Below are 21,324 nucleotides of genomic sequence, written 5' to 3' on the forward strand. Positions count from 1 at the left end.
TATGAATAAACAAGTTTCCAATATAGTACCTGTACTGCGGCTTGGATTAGTATGCCTGGTTTTGTGCAGTGTTCTTTACCCTTTGGCGGTGACGGGTATCGGTCAGCTATTCTTTCCTTATCAAGCTAACGGCAGTTTGATAGAGGGTGAAAATGGCAGCGTGATTGGTTCAGAGCTGATAGGACAAACGTTTACTGATCCGGCGTTATTCCAAGGCAGGGTGTCGAGTATAGATAATGATGCTTCGGGGTCTGGAACACCAAACTACGCACCGTCTAATCCAGATTTGATATCCCGAACGGAAGAGGCAATAAGAACACAGCAAGCGTCTAATCCAGATGGAGGTATCGTACCAATGGATTTAGTGACAAATTCCGGTTCTGGTCTGGATCCTCATATATCGGTGGAAGCAGCAGAATTTCAAGTGCCGAGAATAGCGGAAGCTAGTGGCATACCAAAAGAGGAGCTATACAAATTAATTGATCAACACCGTACATCACAGGTAGAAGAGCTGCTCGGAGCGCCAGCTGTGAACATACTACAGCTTAATATTGATCTGCGGGCGTTGAAATAATGAAAACCAATGATAAAGCAGCTGCATACCTAGCCGCCGCTTCAACTCATATGAGAGGACGTCTAAAGTTATACATCGGCGCCGCTCCTGGTGTCGGGAAGACATATAAAATGCTGACGGATGCCGGGCAGATGAAGAAAGAGGGGACAGACGTTGTTATCGGCTTTATTGAAACGCATGGAAGGTTGGAAACAGCGGAGCAGATAGAAAACTTGGAACAAGTCCCTTTGTTGGAAATCGTGTATAAGGATCGCCCATTTTATGAGTTGAATGTAGAGGCGATTTTGCGACGTGCTCCAAAAGTTGTTTTAGTAGATGAATTGGCGCATACAAATATTCCAGGTTCTAAGCAATCAAAGAGGTATCAGGATGTGATGGAACTGCTGGATGAAGGCATCGATGTACTTGCTGCCGTCAACATTCAGCATTTGGAAAGTGTGCATGACATCGTCCAGACGATTACAGGAGTTCGGGTAAATGAACGTGTGCCAGACTTGTTCGTCCAGCAGGCAGACGAAATTCAGCTGATTGATGTAACACCTGAAACCTTGCAAAAGCGGCTGCGGGAGGGAAAGATCTATCCGTCTCATCGGATACAGAAAAGCTTACAAAATTACTTTCAGCTATCCAACCTTGCAGCGCTCCGTGAATTGGCACTTCGAGAGATTGCGGATGAAGTGGACGAGAAACTGGAACGTCAGCACGGAACAGATTATCGTGGACCTTTAGGTGTACATGAAAAGATACTTATCTGCGTGCAGCATAATGATACTGCAGAAAGGCTGATACGCCGCGGATATCGAATGGCAAATCGATTAAATGCGGAACTTTATATTTTACACGTGACCCGTGATGCAATGGCTGAAAAGGAGAAGGTGGACTATGTTCGGCAGCTTTGCTCAACGTTCGATGCACATTTTCTTCTGCATAAATCCAATAAGCGTATAGCAAACGCGATTGTCTCGGAAGCAAAGAAACATTTTATTACTCAAATTCTATTGGGGCAGTCTGCCCGTACACGGTGGGGAGAAATTTGGAAAGGATCTATTGTAAATACGATTATGCGACAGACGTGCAACATTGACATTCATATTGTTGCGGATCAGCAGTCTATACGTAATGAAAAAGTATAGAGATTTTTCTTCTCTATACTTTTTATTTTGGAGAAGAGCAATATTCGATTATTCTGCTATGAATATGGTCACCCCAAATATAATTCAAGTTTGTTCCCTTTGTGATGCTAGAAACATATGCTGACAGCAGCGAATAATTGGAGGTGCGAAGATTTGACTCCTTTGAACAATGGTAATGGATGTAACAAGGGTACCCTCTATCCAAATATGTTTAATGCAGCAGCAACTGGAGCTACAGGATTGACTGGACCCACAGGTCCAACAGGAGATCAAGGAGTAGGGTTGCAAGGGGTGGTCCCATTCAATGAGGCAGCTGCCCCATTTTATCCTGTTTGGCAAATTGTCACGTATAACGGAAGCTTATATATTTCAAATGTGCCTTCTCCAAGCGGGTTGCCGGACAGCTCAACTGATTACACATTATTAGCAGCTGCAGGGGCTACAGGCATACCTGGGCCCATCGGTCCAACCGGACCAACTGGTGCAACAGGTATTGGTGGAGGAAGTGTACTGCCTTTTGATCCAGCTGAAGCTCCGTCTTATCTAGCTGGTCAGGCTGTTACTTATGATGGGAGTCTTTATATTGCCAATATAGCTTCGCCTAGCGGAACACCAGGCAGTTCACCAGACTATACATTACTTGTTTCGGCTGGTGCAACGGGTAATACAGGGACAACAGGTATTACTGGGGCTACAGGAGTCGGTTTAACCGGCATTGTAGAATTCGATTCGGCAGCAGCTCCATTTTACCCTGCAGGTCAGACTGTCAGCTATGATGGCGGTATTTATATAACTAATGTTGCAGCTCCAACCGGACTACCGGGAGCCTCACCTGATTATTCTTTGCTGTTATCTGGCATTACGGGAGCTACGGGAACAACAGGATTGACTGGAGCAACCGGAGCAGGGCTGGCTGGTGTTGTACCTTTCAGTACAGCAGCTGCCCCATTTTATCCTGCAGATCAGGTGGTCAGTTACGAAGGTGGACTCTATATTACTGAAGTTGCTGCGCCAACAGGTATTCCTGGCATATCACCGGATTACAGCTTTTTGATCTCTGGTATTACTGGTACAACAGGCATAACAGGAGCGACTGGTATTGGCTTAGAAGGAATAGTTCCCTTTGATGCAGCGGCTGCTCCGTTCTATCCTGCGGGTCAGGTAGTAAGTTACGAGGGTGATTTATATATCAGCAATATAGCATCACCTGCAGGAATACCAGGTACCTCGGCAGACTACACTGTACTTTTAACTGGTATCACCGGACCAACCGGAGAGCCTGGAGCCACCGGGATAGCGGGTCCAACTGGCCCAGCAGGAGCAACCGGAGTAGCGGGTCCAACTGGCCCAGCGGGAGCAACAGGAGTAGCAGGTCCAACTGGAGCAGCGGGATCGACCGGAATAGCAGGCCCAACTGGAGCAGCGGGAGCGACCGGGATAGCGGGTCCAACTGGCCCAGCAGGAGCAACCGGAGTAGCGGGTCCGACTGGCCCAGCGGGAGCAACCGGAGTAGTAGGTCCAACTGGAGCAGCGGGAGCGACGGGAATAGCAGGCCCAACCGGCCCAGCGGGAGCAACAGGAATAGCAGGTTCAACTGGAGCAGCGGGAGCAACAGGAATAGCAGGACCAACCGGAGCGGCGGGAGCAACAGGAATAGCAGGCCCAACTGGTCCAGCGGGAGCAACGGGAATAGCAGGTCCAACTGGTCCAGCAGGCCCAACAGGAATAGCAGGTCCAACTGGTCCAGCCGGAACAACCGGAATAGCGGGTCCAACCGGAGCAGCGGGAGCGACGGGAATAGCAGGCCCGACTGGCCCATCAGGAGCCACCGGAGTAGCAGGTCCAACTGGCCCAGCGGGAGCAACAGGAGTAGCAGGTCCAACTGGAGTAGCAGGTCCAACTGGCCCAGCGGGAGCGACCGGAATAGCAGGAGCAACTGGAGCGCCAGGAGCCACAGGATCAGTAGGTCCAACCGGAGCAGCGGGAGCGACGGGAATAGCAGGCCCGACTGGCCCATCAGGAGCCACCGGAGTAGTAGGTCCAACTGGCCCAGCGGGAGCAACAGGAGTAGCAGGTCCAACTGGCCCAGCGGGAGCAACAGGAGTAGCAGGTCCAACTGGAGCAGCGGGAGCCACCGGAGTAGTAGGTCCAACTGGCCCAGCGGGAGCAACAGGAGTAGCAGGTCCAACTGGCCCAGCGGGAGCAACAGGAGTAGCAGGTCCAACTGGAGCAGCGGGAGCGACCGGAGTAGCAGGTCCAACTGGTCCAGCCGGAACAACAGGAATAGCGGGTACAACCGGAGCAGCGGGAGCAACGGGAATAGCAGGTCCAACTGGTCCAGCCGGAACAACAGGAATAGCGGGTCCAACAGGAGTAGCAGGTCCAACTGGAGCAGCGGGAGCGACGGGAATAGCAGGCCCAACCGGAGCAGTAGGAGCAACAGGAATAGCGGGAGCGACCGGGATAGCAGGTCCAACTGGAGTAGCAGGAGCAACAGGAATAGCAGGTCCAACCGGAGCAGCAGGTCCAACTGGTCCAGCAGGAGCGACGGGAATAGCAGGTCCAACTGGTCCAGCCGGAACAACAGGAATAGCGGGTCCAACCGGAGCGGCGGGAGCAACTGGGGTAGCAGGTCCAACCGGCCCAGCGGGAGCGACGGGAATAGCAGGCCCAACCGGAGCAGTAGGAGCAACCGGAGTAGCAGGCCCAACCGGAGCAGCGGGAGCAACCGGAGTAGCAGGCCCAACCGGGACACCAGGAATAACCGGAGCTACTGGTACTGGCGTCACTGACAGTTCTATGTATGCAGCTAATACAAGCGGAAGCGTTATAGCTGTGTTGTTAGGAGGCACTAATATACCACTTCCCAATGCGCAGAACTTAGATGGTTTTGTTTATAACGGTGGAGCGGCAACATTCACTGTACCTGCAACAGGAAGGTATTATATCACTTATCAAATAAACGTAACTGCGGCGCTTTTAATCTCCTCGCGAATTGTAGTGAATGGTGCGCAGGTTGCGGGAACAGTAGTAAGTCCTGCTGTCTCAATATCAAGTTATTATGGCGAAGTTATTACCAATCTAACAGCAGGAAATACTGTAGCTTTACAATTATTCGGATTGGTAGGTACGGCAACGCTAAATGGCGGAGGCTCTACTGGAGCATCACTAACAATCATCCGTTTAAGCTAGAAAAATAGAGGTGCAGCCAATTGGCTGCACCTCTATTTCTTTTGTTCCCGAATAACGTTATTAATGCGCACCATTGTTTTTGTCATTTGATGCAATTCCTCAAGGTCAATCTTGGAATAATATTTATCGATGAGTATCTCGTCTAATTGCTTGAGACTATCCATGTACTCTCGGCCATTGTTTCCAAGAGCCAAGAAGTATTCCCGCTTATTTGTGGGATTGGCTTGCTTTGTGATCATGTCTCTTTTCTCCAGTTTAGATAGTACTTGGCTAACAGCACTTTTGGAGATGCCGAAATCTGCTGCAATATCGTTGGCTGTAGTTTGCTTGTTTCTCTGGATATAAGACAGCATGTATTCCTGCTGAACCGTTAAATCCAGCTCATCAAGTTTCTTTGTCTCTTGGGAGATAAGAATGCCAAACTCCTCATAGGCTTCATTCATTCTTCGGATTATTTCCTTATACGAACGGCTCATGTGCATCGTTCCTTCCAAAACAACTTCTTTATTGCATATTACGCCATTTTTTAGCTTTTGCAAATACTAGAGCCGCCATAAGTAATCCGGTACCAGCGAATGCGGCAAGAAGAATACGTGCAGAAAAACCAACGCTCATTAAGGAACTGAATAGGGTTTGAGAAATAGGGTCGAATGCTGTGGAAGCCAAGAATACGATACTCATGACCCTTCCCATCATCGCCGGATCGGTTTTCTCCTGAATGATGACATCAGTTGGAATGTACGTTATAAAACCGAAGAATCCAATCATTGCTGCAACCGGGATCAGCCAATGTAAACTTGGGATTTGACTAAAGACTCCAAGAGCTAAAACACTGGCAATCAGGAATATAAGAATTAGCCTTCCACGATTCTTTTTTAATGTGAAAAAAAGTAAGAAGATAGTGGCCGTCAGGGAACCAATAGAGAAACCAGCCTCTAGGAAGCTAAGATCCAAAGCGCTGCCGCCAAGTTCTTCAGCCAGGATAGGCAAGCTAAGGAACATCGGACCGAAAACAAAGAAATTCACGATGATAATAATGCTTATTGCAGATATATATATAGAAGAGGATCGCAGATAACGATATCCTTCTTTAAATTCCGTAATAAATGAAGTTTTTTCTTTGTGCTTATCTGGCTTTGCATCCTTAATAAAAGCTGGGAAAACAAAACAGGCTCCTATTAAAGTAGCAACAATGCTGACAGCAAAAGTAGCACTGAAATTGTAATAATGCAAGATAGCGCCAGCAGCAACAGGACCAATTAAATAAAGCAATTCCTGTGAGCTATGAATAAGTGTATTGGCAGGCTGCAGTTGTTTCTGAGAAACAATGCTCGGGATTAAAGACGAAAGAGCTGGGAAGAAAAAACCGTCCAAACAGCCGATGAAAAAGGACACAATCAGTAGTAGAGCTAAAGTTAAGGAATCGTCCATTACACTCCAAAGCAGGATACCTAATAAAACACCCTTTAGCAATTGCGTGCTGAACAAAATCTTAGATTTTTGTATGCGATCAGCGAGTACGCCGCCAATTATCATTGTGATCATACGTGGTATCGAAGCAGCTGCCATTACCAAGCCAAGATACTGAGGATGATGCAGCACATCAACCACATACCAGGACACTGTAATCATATACATGGAGAAACTCAAGACCGTAAAGAGCTCGGAAAAGAGCAGACAGCTGAATTGTTTGTTCTTAAATAAAGCTTTCATTGTAAGCACCTCATAATTAAGTTAACTAAACTAAACTATATGGGTTTATTTTATTGATGTCAACAGGGAAATTCCTATTTGGTATATACTGGAGATAAAGAATAGAGGAGGTATGGAAATGAAAGAAGTACGAGTAGCCTACGCATTGATTCATAATGAAAAGACACAGCAAATTCTTATGGTACATAACAAAAAGAACGACAGTTGGACATTACCGGGCGGCTTAGTCGAAGCAGGTGAATCCTTGGCCGAAGCTGCAGTACGGGAAGCAAAGGAAGAAACAGGTTTGGATGTAGAAGTAACGACTATTGTTGCTGTAAACGAGGCAAAATTACAAGCTATCAATGAACACGCTACCTTTGTAACGTTTAAAGCTAAGCAGCTAAATGACGAAATACTAATACAGGATACGGAGAAAATATCTGAAGCTGCATGGAAGTCTTATGATGAAGTGGATAAAGTGATGACATATCATCCAGGCGGAATTGAGAATTTGCTTGGAAATGGCGTGCCTTATGTGGATGAAGGGGTTATTCATTCGGTAACAAAAGAGGAATGAATATGAATAGAAGTTCGGAACTTCCACAATATTACCTCTCCTCCCTCCAGTACAGCTGGCATGTTAGATATAGTTGGCTGGAATGGTGTAAGTCAATTCCGGTTACAGAACTTAACAAGAGCCGTACTGGAGGGCAAGGTAGTATATTGGAAACATTACTTCATATCATTGACGTAGAAAATAGCTGGATAAACGCAATAAGAGGAAAGAATGATGTACCACTAACTATTCAAGATTATAATACGCTAGCATCAGTGGAAGAGATTTCTACTCAAACGATGGAGATGGCAGATACGTTCATACGAGAGGAATTGCCACATTTGCAAATAGACAAAGAAATTAACGTCAGTTGGGATGACAGCAAGTATAGTGTGGATAGTATTCTGCACCATATTATCTTTCATTCTGTTCATCATATGGGGCAATTATCAATTTGGGCTCGACAGATGAACCGAGCTCCTGTCGCTATAAGCTACCTTAGTAGTGAAGTGGAATTAAAGGGCGAGTAGGTTTAAGTTGAAAAGAATGTCTGAGAAATAGGCCGGCAGCCAAAGTCCGGCTTTTTTGTGTGCTAGTTTCTAATTAGACACAGAAAGTTAACTGAATAATACTACATATATAATTTAACTGAAGTATCATATCCATATATAGTTTTCTCTGATAGAATAGAGGGAACAGCTTACAGTATCGAATCGACTCGGAATATGATAAAATATTGAACAGAATGGACTGATACGATGGGACTTTCTGAAAGAGGATTAGCGACGATGCCGAAATCCCTCCAAACAAAAACCTTACTCATCGCCTATGCTTCCGTCAGCGGTAATACGAAGGAAGTTGCCAAGCTTATTGCGGAAGAGCTGACGCATAAGCAGCAGGATGTAACGCTTTATTGCATGAATGGCAATGAGCAGTTTCCACATGTGCCAGATTATGATGCGATGCTGATTGGTACGTATACATGGGGATCAGGTGATACCCCATTCGATGTGAAGGATTTTGTGGCGGATGTTGGATATAAGCCGGAGAAGGTGTTCGTGTTCGGCACTGGTGATACGCAATTTGGCGGTGATGATATGTTTTGCATGGCAGCGGACAAGCTTGCCAAGTTCTATCATTCGCCAATTGCTCCGCTCAAAATAGAACAATCACCAAGAGGATCTCAGGAAGAAGAAGTATTGGAATGGACGAGAGGAGTATTGAAATGTCTAAATTGATGAAGGCTACCGTTCTGGAGCCGACGAATCCAAATAAATCTACTGCATTATTTAACGGAGATGCAAGCGGAATCCTGCATTGGGATAACGTTGCTTACCCGCATTTCTATGAACTGCGCAAAACAATTCGAGGTTTGTTCTGGACTGCCAATGAAGTGAATATGGTGGCAGATACGAAGCAATTTGCGAATTTATCCGATCAGGAGCGGACAGCATTCCTGAAGATTATTGGTTTGCTGGCGACATTGGACGGTCCTCAAACGGATATCGCCTCTAAAATAGCTGCTTATTCGACAGACCCAAGTGTCAAATCGATTTTAGCAACTATTGCTGATCAGGAAAGCGAACATAACCACAGCTATACGTATGTACTTGCTTCTGTTACAAATTACGATAACCAAATTGCTTCCTTTAACGAAGGACGTACGGATAAAGTCTTGTTAGAGCGGAACGAACGCATTGCAGCTGTTTATAACGAATTCGCGCAAAATCCGACAATCGAGACAGTTCTTAAAGCAATGGTGTACTCTACATTGTTGGAAGGATTATTCTTCTACAGCGGTTTCGCGTTCTTCTATAATTTGGCGCGTAATCAAAAAATGGTCGGCACATCTACGATGATTTCCTACATCAACCGGGATGAACTGCATCATGGTCGTTTTATCAGTGAATTGTTCCGCGCGACACTAGCGGAAAATCCAGAGTACAATAACGACGAATTCATTGAGTGGGTGTATGATCAATTCCGTCATTCAGTAGAGCAAGAAACACGCTGGAGCCGTTATGTATTGGACGGTATCGATGGTATCAACCTTGATGACATGGAAGGCTACGTGAAATATCGTGCGAATAAAATGCTTCGTATGCTTGGACTGAGCGAAATTTACGAAGGCTACGAAAAGAATCCGATGAAATGGATTCGTGCCTACACAGATAACTTCAATGGTACGAAATCCGATTTCTTCGAACAAAAATCCCGTCAGTATACGAAAACAAGTGATCTGAACGGATTCGATGATCTATAAGAACAGCAATAGAGCCAGCCGGTGACGGCTGGCTCTATCTGTATTCTTCTTTCTTCTGTACAATTCGGTGAATATGGATTGTCAGGTAAAGCAGATCCTCATTAGTCAGCTGCTCTTGGTACATTTTCTGGATATAGGACTGAACCTTCTGTGCACATGCATAGGCTTTACTGTAGTTGGTTTTTACCATTTCAAACAAGCTATTATCTTCGTCCTTTTGTTTCCGGTGGTTCAATATCCTTTGAGCAAAGAATTTTAAGTGTGTAACAAAACGGTAGTAGGCCAGCGACTCTTCATCGTATTCAATACCAAAATGGAATTTCACGATATGAAGGACATCTTGGATAAACTTCGTAATATTAATCATCACTGGCATATCTTCATTCATTTGAGCATTGACGATGTGCAAGGCAATGAAGCCTGCTTCATCCTCAGGCAGAATAATGCCAACTTTTTCCGCAATAATCGAAAGCGCATGCTGACCGATGCGATATTCATCTGGATAAAATCGTTTGGTTTCCCAAAGCAGTGCATTTTTTATATCGATTCCCTGCTTATATCTTTCAACGGCGTAGTAGATATGATCAGTCAGGCTGACATAGATATTGTCATGTATCTTCTTATTTGTGTGTTGCTTGGCATATTGGATAATCTCTTCGGATACTTCGACAAAGGAAAGTGGAATCTCAGATAATAATTCCATCAATCGTTTGTTCATTTCCTTATCATCGAGCTTAAATGTCTTTTCAATCCTTGTTTCATCCACTTCATCGCCAGCTTTACAGCCAAAGGCAATTCCCCGTCCCATGATGACAAGCTCTTGCTCCTGCTCGCCCAAGACGGTGATGACGTTATTATTCAACACTTGCTTGATCTGCATCAGGACCACCTATTCCTTAGAAAGGATAAACTATCTAGGTATATAGTATAGGAAAATGATAACGATTACAATCGGCATTATCTTAATTACATGACAAATTAGTGAGCTTATATGCTTTTCCTGCAATATAGGTCTTTTATTCCTTTTATCCATAATGTGGAATTGATAAACTAGAAGTGAAAACAGCTTAAAAAGGAGGTATTCATTATTGCTCCTGGTGTATTGCCTATATTCTTGATTGCTGGCATTATTGAATTCGTTACTATCATCAGTTTTATTTTTATGCTGGAAAGCAACCTTGACTTTGTTTTAGTAGTAGTAGTTTTTCTCGTATTAAGTATGCTATCAACAACGTTATTTCTGGTAGGAATAAGAAAAAATAATCACTATCAAAAGAATAAATAATAATCGATAGAGTGCTGCAGAAGCAGCACTTTTTTATTTAGTGAAATGGATAACTGGAAAGTCCTTTGAACATAAGTCTAGAAAAACATCAACTATATCTGCCTTGCTGCAAATGTTAGCAGGAAATTCTTTTCGAAGATTGAAGAAAATTAATAACAATCGCAATAGAAGTATGGATTTTATGACAAAAAATATGTGAAATAATTCTATACTATGTAAAGATAAAGAGCCGAGCAGTGCACCCGGCTCCTTAATGACTTACAAGATATCTACTCTTACAAGTAGTGCTACTAGCAATTGAACAAGCAATTGAACATTTACAGCTATATCGGTATCTGTTGTTGTTACGCGAACATTACGGGAATTTTTTACAACAGTCTTTTGAACGTTTTTCTGTTTGATAGTAGCTTTCTGGAATAGTTCCTGGGCAATCTGATCAGCTCTGCTGCTATCAGCAATAGAGATATTCAAGATGACTGCAATAGCTGCTTGCAAAGCCGCTTGAATAGTTAGAGCCGCTTGCGTGTCAGTTGTTGATACTTCTACATCCACAGAATCGACAACATAGATACTTTCCTTAGAGAACTGTTCTGTTACGGATTTCTGTCTAGCTTCTTGATTCAAATCTGGATCTGAAAAGGACGCTGCTGTTCTTGGATCTAGAGCACTCCACTTTTGGTTTCTATCTGGACGCCAAACATCACTCATCTATATCACCTCCTTAATCTAGTATTCGTTTAAGCTCTAACTGAAGTTCATCAGAAATCTTCTTGATTTGATTTTTTCTTTCGGGGGAAAGGTTACGTAGAGCATTATCGGATACCCCATGCTTTGCTAGAACATCCGTCAGCAGTAAATCCATAATGGATCCTTGTGGATTGCTTCCAGCAGCTTCCATGAACTTTTTCTTGAAATTCTCATCCATGAATGGCCAGCCTCCTTCTTTAATAAGTTTTTCATTCGTATAGTGTAGACTATGAGGATTTGTAATTTTGTAGTGGGTAAATTACAGCTATGAAAAACCTATTTTTTCGGAAAGTAGAATAGATGTCTCTGTTTTAACTAGATAAAAGTCCTTATTGAAGTAAAAAAGGACAGGTGTCTCTAATAGACTTATGACATATTTTCGAATCGATATAGAAGTTGATAGGCAGATGGTGTAAGATGTCTTCTTATTGTTTTCCTTCGTAATTTGATTTGCAAAGATCAAATGTAAATGTTATTTTTATTACTGTACCGTCTGGACGGTTAGGGGAGGAAATATGAAAACACAAGATAAAATCCTTGATGCAGCATCCGTGCTCATTCTGGAAGAGGGCGTCAGCAACGTCACACTTGAGAAAATAGCTAAGCTTGCAGAAATCAGCAAAGGCGGTCTGCTGTATCATTACCGCACAAAGGAAGCATTATTTCAGGAGCTGAATACAGCCGCAATTCGAGAGTTTGAAGAAGCCATATCTCGTTATTTAAGTGAACAGCCAAACGGAAGAGGAGCATACGCCCGGGCTTATGCATTAGCAACAATAGAAGATATCCAAAAAGGCGGCACACATCGCAGCAGTGCACTTATTTCTATTTTCAGTGACCACCCGGAAATCATGGGTATCTGGAAAGAAGGCTATGCGAGATGGCAGCAGCAGTTTGATCAAGATGGATTGGATTGGGAAGAGGCTGCTACTATTCGCTATGTCTGTGATGGTCTTTGGTTCAATGAAATGGCAGGAACTACAAGCACATCCGCTTTCGCTGCCGACTTATTGCACAAGCTGCTTGAACGTATAGATAAAGAAGAGGGGGTTTAATATGTCTTATTTATTCTTGGCTGCATCCATTCTTTTTGAAGTCTTCAGTTCAACAATGCTGAAACTTTCAGATGGATTTAAACGTCTGCTGCCAGTGATCGGTATAGTAGTGGGGTATGGCATCAGCTTCTACGCGCTATCCATCACATTGCAGTCCCTTCCGCTGGGGGTTGTCTATGCGACATGGAGTGGTATTGGTACCATTTTGACTGTTGTGATCGGTGTATTGCTTTTCAAAGAGAAGGTTAATAAAAAGGGTGCTCTGGGCATCGCCATACTGTTGGTTGGGCTTGTATTGATGAACTTATCGAAGTGAAGGGTGATGTAAAATGAAAGCAGGTATTTTTCTTGCATTAGCAATTGTACTGGAGACGATAGCATCATCCATGCTGAAAGTATCGGATGGTTTTTCTATCTTGCTTCCATCAATAATAGTAGTAGTCGGATATCTAGGCGCATTCCTATTTTTGTCCTTCACGTTGAAATCCATGTCATTATCTACGGCCTATGCGACCTGGTCCGGTGCAGGAACAGCACTGACAGCAATGATTGGTATCACTGTATTTGAAGAATCGGCTTCTTGGATGAAATTTATCGGCTTGGCATTGGTTATTGTCGGACTCGTCTTATTGAATACGCAACATAAAGAAGCAAAAGAAAAAGAGGCATCAGCTCAATAAGAAAAGAGGTACTGCATATGCAGTACCTCTTATTTTTTCAGCAAAAGATATAGAAAATAAGGAGCGCCGATGAAGGCAACAACAATGCCGGCAGGAAGTCCATCAACTGTTGTTATATTGCGTCCGATTGTATCTGCCAGCAGCAAGAGCCAGCCGCCGATCAAGGAGGCAACAGGAAGCACGTATTGATGTCTGGCACCTACAAGTGCTCGTGCGATATGTGGTGCCATCAAACCAACAAAGCTGATGCCCCCAGCAACGGAAACAGCCGCCGCAGCAATTGCTACTGCTGCAATCATAAGAATGATACGATCGCGATTCAGCTGTACACCGATACCAACTCCGACTTCTTCACTTAGAGCCAACACATTGAGCCGATTTGCCATATAAAGTGTAAGTGGCAGGATGATAAGGATCCACGGCAGCAGCGCAAGGACGAACGGCCAGTCTGTGCCCCAAATATTTCCCGCCAGCCACTTAGCGATGAAATCTACTTTCTCCCTGTCAGCAGAGGATATTAGGACGATCATCATACCGGATAAAGCCATAGAGAAACCGACACCCACCAATACGAGGCGGACCGGCTGGAGACCGTGCTGTTTGCTGTAGGAGAAAAGATAAATCAGCATTGCTGTCGCAAGTGCACTAACAAATCCTACAAGCGGCAGGACATATGCAAAGCTTCCTGCATCGATTGGCATGAATAGGAAGAACACTGCAATACCTAATCCAGCCCCAGAATTTATACCGATGATACCGGGATCTGTCAGATCATTCCTCGTGATTCCTTGCAGAATTGTACCAGACAGAGCTAGTGCCATTCCTGCGAGCAGTGTAATTGTGATACGAGGAAGCCGAATATCAAACAGAACAAATGATTCAGGAAAAGTTCCATTGCCAAATAATGTTGGCAGTAAACGATTATAAGATAACGAGGCAGGACCAAGTCCCATACCGATAATGATTGTAACAAGGATCAACGCAACCAGAGAAATCATCAAGATCGCTTGTTTGCCTTTTTTTGCTGTTTTCATGAGTAAGCGCGACCTCCCCGGTGGACGATGAATAAGAAGAATGGCAGACCAAGTGCAGCGACGATAGCCACAAGTGGTGTTTCATAAGGTGCATTGATTGTCCGTGCAGCCGTATCAGCTAGCAGCATGAATGTTCCTCCGGCAAAAAACGACAATGGCAGTATATATCGATAATCCGTTCCAGCAAAAAAGCGGACAATATGGGGAATCATCAGACCGATGAATGTCATATTACCGACCAATGCGACAGATGCTCCTGCCAGCAGGATGGTCACAAGGAATAATAATGCCTTGATTGCAAAGGTCTTCTGACCAAGGCCTACAGCTACTTCATCACTTAAGCTGAGAAGCGTTAGCTGATGTGAAAGAAATAACGACAAGATGATTCCTGCCAGTATGATTGGAATAACGAGCTTTAACTGCGTCCAGTTAACACCGACTAGACCGCCGGCTGTCCAAGCCGAAACTTGTTTGGACAGCTTAAAGCTTAAGCCGATTGCTTCGGATACTGCATATAACAAGGCGGATACAGCAGCACCAGCCAGTACGACTTTGACCGGAGAAAGACCGCCTAGACGAAGTGATCCAATCCCAAATACAAGACCGGCGCCAACAGCAGCCCCGATAAAGCAGGCAATTATAATAACAATGTAATTTGCTTGAGGAATGAACGCTATAGCAACTGCCAGCGCTGCATTCGCTCCAGCTGTCAAACCGAGCAGACCTGGATCTGCAAGTGGATTACGTGTCATCCCCTGCATAATGGCACCCGCCACAGCTAAAGCTGCTCCAACAAAAAAGGCCCCAACTTCACGCGGCAGCCGGTTTTCACGGATGATTAGAATATCCTCATTGGTTTGACTGCTGAATAATGCATTCCAGATATCACGTAAGGAAATATCGGCAGCACCAAGAGACAAAGCCACAGCAAATGCTGAAATAGACAATAGGATTCCAATAACAAGTTTCAAAACAAAAGGTATGTTCTTCATCGGCCAGCCATCTTTCTATGTAAGGATAAGGGAAAGAGCTTCCTATTTTCCTAGGAAGCTCTCTTTGATAAATTCTAACTGATAATCCAGTGTATTGGAATCGTTAAAGTAGAAGGCATTTCCATCGACTTCATATACCTGATTATTTTTTGCTGCAGTCGTATTCTGGAAGGACTCGGAGTCTTCGACAGATGTATCTGCATCATCGAATTTGCTGAAGATAACATAGTCACCCATATACTCAGGCAATACTTCTGTCGATAATGCGAAGTAACCTGCCTCCAGAGCATCCTGTTTTACTTTCTCAGGCATATTCAAGCCCATTGCCTGGTACAATACTTCGGTTCCGCGTCCCCAGTTATCACCATACACGTACAGCTGTTTATCAAAATTCTCGACAACAGATACTGTCGCGTCAGCTCCGATTTGTTCCTTAATCTGCTCACCAGCTTCTGTGGCACGCTTTGTGAAATCATCAGCCCAAGTCTGTGCCTCGTCTTCTTTATTGACGAGCTTACCGATTTCAACGTGCTGATCAAGATAATCCAATTTGCCGTAAGTGAACGTAACAGTAGGGGCAATTTCTTTCAGCTTATCGAGATTTTTCAATCCGGTAAGACCTATGATCAAGTCCGGTTTGAGCTCGATGATCTTCTCCAGGTCATCTTCAGTTACTTCTTCTGCATCCTTCAATGCATCCTCAAAGCGTGGATTCTGCATGGACCAAGCATCAGCTCCGACGATTGGTACATCTAAATCAATCAAATCACCCACATAAGAGGAAAGAACGACAACTCGCTGTGGCTTAGCAGGTACCTCAACTGAACCATTTTCTGATTCGTACGTAATGGTGTCGCTCTCGCTTCCGGATGAAGACGCTTTCTCTTCAGAGTTAGATGTATTGCTGCCACAAGCAGCTAATACAAGTATTAAAATAAATAATACCGGGAATAGCTTTTTCATTATGTATGTCACTCCTCATGTTTAGGGGGGAGTGCCCTGTTAGGGGGACAGGGCACCAGGGTTATACGATGAGAATGAGAATGATTATCAATCTCGCTTGATTCCATCATAAAGGCAGAAAATTTGTATGTCAACATTGATTTTGAGAATTTTTTCCGTTATATTTGAATGAGAATGATTATCACTATCGGATTAAAGGAGGAGTCAGTGTGCAGGAAGAATTGCTCTATGATGTAACGATCATTGGTGGAGGTCCAGCGGGATTATATTCCGCTTTCTATAGTGGGTTAAGGCAAATGAAGACGAAAATCATTGAGTTTCAGCCTTACTTGGGCGGGAAGCTGCATGTTTATCCGGAAAAGATGATTTGGGACGTAGGCGGATTACCGCCGCTTCCAGCAGGCAAGCTGATTGACCAGCTGACAGAGCAGGCGCTTACCTTCGATCCGGAAGTGGTATTGAACGAGAAAGTAACAAGCATTAAAAGGAACGATGATGGTATCTTTGAACTTCACGCTGCAAGTGGAACAGTCCACTATTCGAAGACAATCATTGTAGCAGTTGGCGGCGGAATACTAAATCCGCAAAAGCTGTCTATCGAAGGCTGTGAGCGGTTTGAGGTAGCGAACCTTAACTATACAGTGAAAGACATGCAGCGCTTCAAGGATAAAACTGTCATCATCTCCGGTGGCGGTAACTCTGCTGTCGATTGGGCAAATGAGCTGGAGCCTATCGCGAAACAGGTATACGTTACATATCGCAATGAGGCGCTGAAAGGTCATGAAGCATCAGTAGAGCGATTACAGTGCAGCGGTGCCAAGTGTTTCCTTTGTACATCAATCACGAAACTCGTGGCATGTCCGAACCAGCAAAACATTGAACGTGTTGAATTGACGAATCATGAAACGAATGAGACTACGTTCTTGCCAATTGATGAGGTAATTGTGAATCATGGCTATGAAAGAGATATGGATCTGATCCAAAACAGTGAAGTGGATATCACGTTACTGGATAATTACTATATCGCTGGAACATCAAGCGGTGAATCCTCTGTACCTGGTCTATTTGCTGCAGGAGATATTCTGAAGCATGATGGAAAGGTCACGTTGATTGCCGGCTGCTTCCAGGATGCAGCGAATGCTGTCAATAAAGCGAAACAGTATATCGAGCCTGCTGCAGACAGCTGGGGTATGGTTTCTTCTCATAACGTATTGTTCAAGCAGCGTAATAAAGAGCTTACACAGAAATTGGTTTAAGAGCGCATATATTGCGCTCTTTTTCTTTTATGTAAAAAGGAAGTATGAACAGGTCGACGACATAGGGTACACAGACTATTGGCAGATGTTATATGGAAAGGTGTTGGTATAACAGAACCAGTGGGAAATCCATATTTATGAAGAAAGTACCTTTATTTTACATTCAATTACAATATCTGCTTATTTCTTCATCGCTGGTGGTATAGCTTACCGAGGTGATGAAATGAGAAAAAAATTTCTGATTGCGCCATTTGCTGCATTACTCCTATTCCTGTGTGGCTGTGGGGCGAGCACAACCGACGAAAACGCTAAAAGCGAAGCAACAGAAACAGAATCATCTGCTAATGAGAATCAAGAAACAGCGGAATTAGATACAAATGCTAGCAAAGACGAAGAAGCAGCAAAGCCAGATGATTTTTTTACCACAGAAGAGGATAGTGCAGAACTGCCCGAAAGTGATCCTCCTGTCCAAGAGGAAGGTACAGATGTATTGGAAGCTGACACATTAGAATCTGAAACCTCATCTGCTGAACCTGTAGATGGAAAAGTAACATTTGAAGGCGTTACATTTGAGTTGCCGTCAGATTATATTTCTTTAGGTGAAATGGAAGAAATGGGCATACCTATGGTTGGCTATCAATATGGCTCTACAACGGTCAGTGTCGTAGCAGAGGATATTTCTACATTCCCAGATCTTACACTGGAAACGTATATTGCACTCGCAAAGCAGCAAACTGGCTATGAGTATAATAGTGATGAAACATACGAGATTAATGGCATGGAAACGAATGAACTAATCAGCATGATGGAAGGCTTCACACTACAGCAAAATACCATCATCCACGATGGAACAGCATATATTTTCTCTTTTAATACAATGGATGAGAACTATGAACAAGATAAAGAAGTCTTCAAAACGATCATGGAATCAGTTTCATTTGAGAGCGAAAGCAATATTTAAAAAAGAAGCAGCCAGACGGCAGCTTCTTTTTCCTTGAACTATAGTTTGTGTACTCTTTCCACAATTGCTGCCGTGACATCCGCCGTACCATATTTCCCGCCCAAATCAGGAGTCAGAATCCCAGCTGCTGTCACATCTTCAATAATATCCAGCAGTTTAACTCCAAGCTCTTCCTCACCAAAATGATCGAGCATTAACTTCGCTGTCCATATTTGCCCGAGCGGATTGGCGATACCTTTACCGACGATATCTGGAGCAGAACCGTGGACAGGTTCGAACATGGAAGGGAATTTACCGTTCACATTGATATTGGCAGCAGGAGCAATACCGATACTTCCCATGATGGCAGCGCCGATATCGGTAAGAACATCACCAAATAGATTGCTGGCGACGATAACATCAAAACGCTGCGGCTGCGTGACAAAGAAAGCGGCGAGGGCATCGATGTGCTGACTGTCTGTTACGATATTCGGATAATCACTTTTCACAGATTGAAAGACTTCATCCCAAAACGGCATAGAATGAACAATTCCATTTGACTTCGTAGCGCTGGTTACATGCTTTCGGCGCTTTGCGGCAAGTTCAAATGCATAGCGCATAGCGCGTTCTGTGCCGCGTCTTGAGAATATCGCATTTTGAATTGCAACCTCGTCCTCACCTCGGAAAATCCGGCCGCCAACTTCACTGTATTCTCCTTCACTATTCTCCCGTACAACTAATAAATCAAAGTCCTTAGGGTTGGTAAGTGGAGATGTGATGCCCTTTAGTAGCTTGGCAGGTCGAATATTGATAACCTGTTCGAATTCACGCCGTATTTTGATAAGCATTCCCCATAATGAGATATGGTCTGGTACGAGCTTCTGATTCCCAACAGCTCCAAGAAAAATAGCATCTGCATCCTGTAAGCGATCCAATGCATCATCAGACATCATTTGATTATGTTCCAGATAATATTCACAGCTCCATGGATACTCAGTGAACTCAAACTGTAATCCGCCATGCACCTCGGAAATCGCTTTCAAAACTTTCTGCGCTGCTGGAACTACTTCTTTACCAACTCCATCTCCCGGTAAGCTTGCAATCTTTAATTTTTTCATACGTCTCCTCCTTGCTAGGCTTCTATAATCGTTCCCCTGTATGTTAGCGGTTACTATTATTCTACATGAGTGAAATAAAATTCTAAAATATTTCATGGTGATTTATTTGAAAATACAGCATATATACCTTATAATCTCGATAAGCTAGTATAAAAGAGCGGAGATAAAAGCCTCCATCCCGGTAACGAGATGGGGGCTTTTTTTCAAAACTGAAAGGAGGCGATTCCCTTGGGAAGGTGAAGGTATTGAACATTTTATCGCAGCGAAAGAAGACACCAATATAGAAATACAACATCATACGGAGGTGAACCCCTGTATAGGGGGAAAATTTGGACCCATTATTAGCACTTAATTTAGCTTTAGTCGCCTTGTTCATCATTCTGACGGCATTCTTCGTCGGTGCCGAGTTCGCAGTCGTGAAAGTACGTATGTCACGAATCGAACAGCTCATCGAGGAAGGGAACAAGACCGCCTTAGTCGTACAGAAGCTTGTCCGTGATCTCGATTACTACTTATCTGCCTGCCAGCTAGGTATCACTGTCACTGCACTGGTTCTAGGTGCACTCGGTGAACCGACTGTCGAAAAGATATTACACCCAGTATTCGAGTACTTCGGTTTATCAGAATCTCTTTCTACCATTCTTTCATTCGCCATTGCCTTTGCCGTCGTGACATTCTTACACGTCGTTATCGGTGAGCTGGCTCCGAAAACATTGGCAATCCAATATACAGAGAAGATGACGCTCATTCTGGCGCGTCCGCTGTACTGGTTTGGAAAACTGATGGCACCTTTTATCTACACATTGAATGGATCTGCACGCGTATTCCTACGCATGTTTGGCGTTAAGCCAGTTGCGCATGAGCAGGCCCACTCCGAAGAGGAACTGAAGATCATCATGGCACAAAGCTTCCAGAGCGGTGAAATCAACAAGACTGAGCTGGATTATATGGAAAACATCTTCACATTCAACGATCGCGTCGTCAAGGATATCCTTGTCCCGCGGACACAGGTAATTGCTATCTCTGATACGATGACACGACAAGAAATCCAGGAAGTGATGGTTGAGCATCAATATACACGCTATCCTGTAACAGAAGACGGTGATAAAGACCGGATTTACGGCTTTGTTAACGTCAAAGAAATGCTCACTGACTTCACGTCAAAAGAGGATAAGAATTTGGATGCGTTCATTCATCCAATCCCGACAGTTCATGAAGGAACAAGTCTGAATGATACGCTTCTGACAATGCAGAAAAGACGTGTTCATATTGCGCTAGTCGTCGATGAGTACGGCGGAACTGCTGGTATCGTAACGATGGAGGATATGCTTGAAGAAATCGTCGGTGAAATTCGCGACGAATTCGATGAAAATGAAAAACCGGATATTCAAAAGGTTACAGAAAATAAGTACCGCCTCAATGGCCGCGTTCTGCTTGAGGAAATTGAGGAGCAATTCAATATTCGTTTCGTAAACGAAGCAGAAGTCGATACAATCGGTGGCTGGATGCTCACCAATCTTCGCAGTATCGAAGAGCATAGCGTAATAGAAGCTCATGGATATGAGTGGGAAATAACTGAGACACTGAATCATCAAATCGTTGAAGTGGAAATGCGCAAACAAACCCAGGTCGAACAGCTGGAAGAAAGCATCTCCAATTAAAGAAACGCCGCCCTAATGAAGGGGCGGCGTTTTTTGTTGCTTCTTTATGGTAGTGATAAATGAATTGAAAGATAGTGTATAATGTTAATTGTTAACAAAGATCATACTGTATATGAAAATTAAGAACATATTTATGTTGACAATTAACATCAATAAGCATATTATGAACTCATAAGATGT

At 43.9% G+C, this 21,324-nt stretch carries 22 protein-coding genes; 13 read left to right on the forward strand and 9 right to left on the reverse strand.

Annotated features, from left to right (window positions below; genetic code table 11):
- Nucleotide 1: 1 nt before the first annotated feature.
- The 3 genes from kdpC (at nucleotide 2) to GZ22_RS18995 (ending at nucleotide 4,899) form a co-directional block, all read left to right on the forward strand.
- Nucleotides 2–574 (forward strand): potassium-transporting ATPase subunit KdpC, encoded by a 573-nt coding sequence (gene kdpC / locus GZ22_RS12155; protein ID WP_038562900.1) that lies wholly within the window; start codon nucleotides 2–4, stop codon nucleotides 572–574.
- Entirely contained in the window at nucleotides 574–1,707 is a 1,134-nt protein-coding gene (gene kdpDN / locus GZ22_RS12160) for a KdpD-like non-kinase potassium sensor (RefSeq protein WP_051748253.1), read from the forward strand. The genes kdpC and kdpDN overlap by 1 nt, the downstream gene beginning before the upstream one ends.
- Nucleotides 1,708–1,860: 153 nt before the next feature.
- Nucleotides 1,861–4,899, forward strand: coding sequence for a collagen-like protein (locus GZ22_RS18995; protein WP_051748255.1), 3,039 nt, complete (start codon nucleotides 1,861–1,863; stop codon nucleotides 4,897–4,899).
- 32 nt (nucleotides 4,900–4,931) lie between these two features.
- On the opposite strand, the gene GZ22_RS12170 is transcribed toward GZ22_RS18995, so the two are convergent.
- Together GZ22_RS12170 and GZ22_RS12175 are read right to left on the reverse strand one after the other, a co-directional pair.
- Nucleotides 4,932–5,375 carry a MarR family winged helix-turn-helix transcriptional regulator gene (locus GZ22_RS12170; protein WP_038565985.1) on the reverse strand — a complete coding sequence of 148 codons (444 nt, stop codon included), beginning with the start codon at nucleotides 5,373–5,375 and terminating at the stop codon, nucleotides 4,932–4,934.
- 28 nt (nucleotides 5,376–5,403) lie between these two features.
- Nucleotides 5,404–6,612 carry an MFS transporter gene (locus GZ22_RS12175; RefSeq protein WP_038562903.1) on the reverse strand — a complete coding sequence of 403 codons (1,209 nt, stop codon included), beginning with the start codon at nucleotides 6,610–6,612 and terminating at the stop codon, nucleotides 5,404–5,406.
- 118 nt (nucleotides 6,613–6,730) lie between these two features.
- Here GZ22_RS12175 and GZ22_RS12180 point away from each other — a divergent pair, with 118 nt between their 5' ends.
- The 4 genes from GZ22_RS12180 (at nucleotide 6,731) to GZ22_RS12195 (ending at nucleotide 9,413) form a co-directional block, all read left to right on the forward strand.
- Entirely contained in the window at nucleotides 6,731–7,171 is a 441-nt protein-coding gene (locus tag GZ22_RS12180) for an NUDIX hydrolase (protein ID WP_038562904.1), read from the forward strand.
- A gap of 2 nt (nucleotides 7,172–7,173) precedes the next feature.
- Nucleotides 7,174–7,680, forward strand: a complete 507-nt coding sequence (locus tag GZ22_RS12185) for a DinB family protein (RefSeq protein ID WP_038562906.1) — start codon at nucleotides 7,174–7,176, stop codon at nucleotides 7,678–7,680.
- Between the two features lie 258 nt (nucleotides 7,681–7,938).
- Complete coding sequence (locus tag GZ22_RS12190; protein ID WP_038562908.1) at nucleotides 7,939–8,388, forward strand: flavodoxin; 450 nt, start codon at nucleotides 7,939–7,941, stop codon at nucleotides 8,386–8,388.
- On the forward strand, nucleotides 8,376–9,413 hold the full coding sequence (locus GZ22_RS12195) for a ribonucleotide-diphosphate reductase subunit beta (RefSeq protein WP_038562910.1): 1,038 nt from the start codon (nucleotides 8,376–8,378) through the stop codon (nucleotides 9,411–9,413). Before GZ22_RS12190 ends, GZ22_RS12195 begins: the two co-directional genes overlap by 13 nt.
- A gap of 34 nt (nucleotides 9,414–9,447) precedes the next feature.
- Here GZ22_RS12195 and licT read toward each other — a convergent pair whose 3' ends face one another.
- From licT to GZ22_RS12215, 3 genes are all read right to left on the reverse strand, one after another.
- The gene (gene licT, locus GZ22_RS12200) at nucleotides 9,448–10,293 is read right to left on the reverse strand and encodes a BglG family transcription antiterminator LicT (protein ID WP_038562912.1); all 846 of its coding nucleotides are present in this window, start codon (nucleotides 10,291–10,293) and stop codon (nucleotides 9,448–9,450) included.
- 663 nt (nucleotides 10,294–10,956) lie between these two features.
- Nucleotides 10,957–11,406, reverse strand: coding sequence for a spore coat protein (locus GZ22_RS12210; protein ID WP_038562916.1), 450 nt, complete (start codon nucleotides 11,404–11,406; stop codon nucleotides 10,957–10,959).
- Between the two features lie 13 nt (nucleotides 11,407–11,419).
- Nucleotides 11,420–11,623, reverse strand: coding sequence for a hypothetical protein (locus GZ22_RS12215; protein WP_038562919.1), 204 nt, complete (start codon nucleotides 11,621–11,623; stop codon nucleotides 11,420–11,422).
- A 337-nt stretch (nucleotides 11,624–11,960) separates the two neighbouring features.
- Here GZ22_RS12215 and GZ22_RS12220 point away from each other — a divergent pair, with 337 nt between their 5' ends.
- The 3 genes from GZ22_RS12220 to GZ22_RS12230 are packed head-to-tail and all read left to right on the forward strand — an operon-like array spanning nucleotide 11,961 to nucleotide 13,180.
- Nucleotides 11,961–12,500, forward strand: a complete 540-nt coding sequence (locus GZ22_RS12220; protein ID WP_038562922.1) for a TetR/AcrR family transcriptional regulator — start codon at nucleotides 11,961–11,963, stop codon at nucleotides 12,498–12,500.
- A 1-nt stretch (nucleotide 12,501) separates the two neighbouring features.
- A complete protein-coding gene (locus GZ22_RS12225; RefSeq protein ID WP_038562925.1) occupies nucleotides 12,502–12,816 on the forward strand; it encodes a DMT family transporter in 315 nt (104 codons plus the stop codon).
- A 13-nt stretch (nucleotides 12,817–12,829) separates the two neighbouring features.
- Nucleotides 12,830–13,180 (forward strand): DMT family transporter, encoded by a 351-nt coding sequence (locus tag GZ22_RS12230; RefSeq protein WP_038562927.1) that lies wholly within the window; start codon nucleotides 12,830–12,832, stop codon nucleotides 13,178–13,180.
- 29 nt (nucleotides 13,181–13,209) lie between these two features.
- On the opposite strand, the gene GZ22_RS12235 is transcribed toward GZ22_RS12230, so the two are convergent.
- Genes GZ22_RS12235 through GZ22_RS12245 form a run of 3 tightly spaced genes read right to left on the reverse strand, consistent with a single transcriptional unit; the run spans nucleotide 13,210 to nucleotide 16,169 of the window.
- Entirely contained in the window at nucleotides 13,210–14,214 is a 1,005-nt protein-coding gene (locus tag GZ22_RS12235) for a FecCD family ABC transporter permease (protein WP_038562930.1), read from the reverse strand.
- A complete protein-coding gene (locus GZ22_RS12240) occupies nucleotides 14,211–15,206 on the reverse strand; it encodes a FecCD family ABC transporter permease (protein WP_038562933.1) in 996 nt (331 codons plus the stop codon). The genes GZ22_RS12235 and GZ22_RS12240 overlap by 4 nt, the downstream gene beginning before the upstream one ends.
- Nucleotides 15,207–15,248: 42 nt before the next feature.
- Nucleotides 15,249–16,169, reverse strand: a complete 921-nt coding sequence (locus GZ22_RS12245; protein WP_038562935.1) for an iron-hydroxamate ABC transporter substrate-binding protein — start codon at nucleotides 16,167–16,169, stop codon at nucleotides 15,249–15,251.
- A 209-nt stretch (nucleotides 16,170–16,378) separates the two neighbouring features.
- On the opposite strand from GZ22_RS12245, the gene GZ22_RS12250 reads away from it, so the two are divergent.
- Both GZ22_RS12250 and GZ22_RS12255 read left to right on the forward strand, forming a co-directional pair.
- A complete protein-coding gene (locus GZ22_RS12250) occupies nucleotides 16,379–17,425 on the forward strand; it encodes an NAD(P)/FAD-dependent oxidoreductase (RefSeq protein WP_038562938.1) in 1,047 nt (348 codons plus the stop codon).
- Between the two features lie 223 nt (nucleotides 17,426–17,648).
- Nucleotides 17,649–18,386 carry a hypothetical protein gene (locus GZ22_RS12255; RefSeq protein WP_038562941.1) on the forward strand — a complete coding sequence of 246 codons (738 nt, stop codon included), beginning with the start codon at nucleotides 17,649–17,651 and terminating at the stop codon, nucleotides 18,384–18,386.
- A gap of 38 nt (nucleotides 18,387–18,424) precedes the next feature.
- Here GZ22_RS12255 and GZ22_RS12260 read toward each other — a convergent pair whose 3' ends face one another.
- Nucleotides 18,425–19,483 carry a tartrate dehydrogenase gene (locus GZ22_RS12260; protein WP_038562944.1) on the reverse strand — a complete coding sequence of 353 codons (1,059 nt, stop codon included), beginning with the start codon at nucleotides 19,481–19,483 and terminating at the stop codon, nucleotides 18,425–18,427.
- A 329-nt stretch (nucleotides 19,484–19,812) separates the two neighbouring features.
- Between GZ22_RS12260 and GZ22_RS12265 the strand changes: the two genes are divergently transcribed.
- Nucleotides 19,813–21,144 (forward strand): hemolysin family protein, encoded by a 1,332-nt coding sequence (locus GZ22_RS12265; RefSeq protein WP_038562947.1) that lies wholly within the window; start codon nucleotides 19,813–19,815, stop codon nucleotides 21,142–21,144.
- Nucleotides 21,145–21,324 lie beyond the last annotated feature (180 nt).

The sequence above is a fragment of the Terribacillus saccharophilus genome (assembly GCF_000725365.1).
Lineage (GTDB): Bacteria > Bacillota > Bacilli > Bacillales > Amphibacillaceae > Terribacillus > Terribacillus saccharophilus.

What these genes read in the sequence shown, in the direction of transcription:
- GZ22_RS12170 (WP_038565985.1), bottom strand. Translation starts at nt 5,375, where the DNA reads ATGAGCCGTTCGTATAAGGAAATAATCCGAAGAATGAATGAAGCCTAT.
- GZ22_RS12260 (WP_038562944.1), bottom strand. Translation starts at nt 19,483, where the DNA reads ATGAAAAAATTAAAGATTGCAAGCTTACCGGGAGATGGAGTTGGTAAA.
- GZ22_RS12185 (WP_038562906.1), top strand. Translation starts at nt 7,174, where the DNA reads ATGAATAGAAGTTCGGAACTTCCACAATATTACCTCTCCTCCCTCCAG.
- GZ22_RS12215 (WP_038562919.1), bottom strand. Translation starts at nt 11,623, where the DNA reads ATGGATGAGAATTTCAAGAAAAAGTTCATGGAAGCTGCTGGAAGCAAT.
- GZ22_RS12175 (WP_038562903.1), bottom strand. Translation starts at nt 6,612, where the DNA reads ATGAAAGCTTTATTTAAGAACAAACAATTCAGCTGTCTGCTCTTTTCC.
- licT (WP_038562912.1), bottom strand. Translation starts at nt 10,293, where the DNA reads ATGCAGATCAAGCAAGTGTTGAATAATAACGTCATCACCGTCTTGGGC.
- GZ22_RS12195 (WP_038562910.1), top strand. Translation starts at nt 8,376, where the DNA reads ATGTCTAAATTGATGAAGGCTACCGTTCTGGAGCCGACGAATCCAAAT.
- GZ22_RS12240 (WP_038562933.1), bottom strand. Translation starts at nt 15,206, where the DNA reads ATGAAGAACATACCTTTTGTTTTGAAACTTGTTATTGGAATCCTATTG.
- GZ22_RS12220 (WP_038562922.1), top strand. Translation starts at nt 11,961, where the DNA reads ATGAAAACACAAGATAAAATCCTTGATGCAGCATCCGTGCTCATTCTG.
- GZ22_RS12230 (WP_038562927.1), top strand. Translation starts at nt 12,830, where the DNA reads ATGAAAGCAGGTATTTTTCTTGCATTAGCAATTGTACTGGAGACGATA.
- GZ22_RS12255 (WP_038562941.1), top strand. Translation starts at nt 17,649, where the DNA reads ATGAGAAAAAAATTTCTGATTGCGCCATTTGCTGCATTACTCCTATTC.
- GZ22_RS12210 (WP_038562916.1), bottom strand. Translation starts at nt 11,406, where the DNA reads ATGAGTGATGTTTGGCGTCCAGATAGAAACCAAAAGTGGAGTGCTCTA.
- GZ22_RS12245 (WP_038562935.1), bottom strand. Translation starts at nt 16,169, where the DNA reads ATGAAAAAGCTATTCCCGGTATTATTTATTTTAATACTTGTATTAGCT.
- GZ22_RS12190 (WP_038562908.1), top strand. Translation starts at nt 7,939, where the DNA reads ATGCCGAAATCCCTCCAAACAAAAACCTTACTCATCGCCTATGCTTCC.
- GZ22_RS12235 (WP_038562930.1), bottom strand. Translation starts at nt 14,214, where the DNA reads ATGAAAACAGCAAAAAAAGGCAAACAAGCGATCTTGATGATTTCTCTG.
- kdpC (WP_038562900.1), top strand. Translation starts at nt 2, where the DNA reads ATGAATAAACAAGTTTCCAATATAGTACCTGTACTGCGGCTTGGATTA.
- GZ22_RS12225 (WP_038562925.1), top strand. Translation starts at nt 12,502, where the DNA reads ATGTCTTATTTATTCTTGGCTGCATCCATTCTTTTTGAAGTCTTCAGT.
- kdpDN (WP_051748253.1), top strand. Translation starts at nt 574, where the DNA reads ATGAAAACCAATGATAAAGCAGCTGCATACCTAGCCGCCGCTTCAACT.
- GZ22_RS12180 (WP_038562904.1), top strand. Translation starts at nt 6,731, where the DNA reads ATGAAAGAAGTACGAGTAGCCTACGCATTGATTCATAATGAAAAGACA.